The organism is Caulobacter sp. CCH9-E1 (genome assembly GCF_001556515.1).
Lineage (GTDB): Bacteria > Pseudomonadota > Alphaproteobacteria > Caulobacterales > Caulobacteraceae > Caulobacter.
The window spans coordinates 1-908 of sequence record NZ_LSJA01000033.1 but is presented as its reverse complement, the minus strand read 5'-3'; the positions used below and the strand labels follow the sequence as shown (position 1 = coordinate 908).

The window sequence follows — 908 nt, the reverse complement described above, 5'->3', positions numbered from 1 at the left end:
CCAAGCGCCTCGGCGACCCCGTGCGGGCCGGCGAGACCCTGGCCCTGGTCTCCAGCCGCGAGGCCGCCCAGATCTCGGCCGACCGCAGCGTCGCCTCGGCCAAGGCCGACCTGGCCCGCAAGAACCTGGCCCGTGAGAAGCGTCTCTTCGAACAGAAGGTCAGCCCGCGCCAGGACTATGAGACCGCCCAGGCCGAAGTGGCCGTGGCCGAGGCCGAGGCCCGTCGCGCCGCGACCGCGGCCGGCGCCTCGGCGGTATCGGGTGGCTATGTCGCCGTCATCAGCCCGATCAACGGCCGCGTGACCGCCATGACCGCCAGCCTGGGCGCCTTCGTCGCGCCGGAGACCGAACTCTTCCGCATCTCCGACCCGGCCAAGATCCAGGTCAACGCCTCGGTTACCGCCGTCGACGCCCGGCGCATTCAGCCCGGCGACCAGGCCATCGTCGAGACGACCGGCGGCGAAACCCGCACCGCCGTCGTCCGCTCCGTGACGCCAGGCGTGAACGAGGAAACCCGCAGCGCCACGGTCGTCCTGACCCTGACGGGCGGGGCAGGGCAGTTGCAGCCGGGCCAGCTGGTCCGCGCCCGCATCACCTCGCGCCAGTCGACCTCCAGCGGGATCGTCGTGTCCGAAGAGGCCGTCCAGACGGTCAACGGCAACGACGTGGTGTTCGTGCGGACAAAGGAGGGCTTCCGTGTCCAGCACGTGCTGGCCGGTCAGCGCAGCGGCGGACGTGTCGTCATCGTCGATGGTCTGAAAGGCGGCGAGACCCTGGCGGTCAAGAACGCCTTCTTGCTCAAGGCCGAACTCGGCAAGAGCTCGGAAGAAGACTGACCCCTAACCGCTATTCTGGAGACACGCCGAAATGATCGGTCGCTTACTCTCGATGTCGGTGAAGGGGCGTTG

General features: G+C 69.3%; 1 protein-coding gene. It reads left to right on the top strand.

The window, feature by feature from the left end; translation table 11 throughout:
• A partial coding sequence (locus AX690_RS01790) for an efflux RND transporter periplasmic adaptor subunit (protein WP_066730221.1) occupies positions 1-836 on the top strand: 836 nt, incomplete at its 5' end.
• Between the last annotated feature and the right edge of the window lie 72 nt (positions 837-908).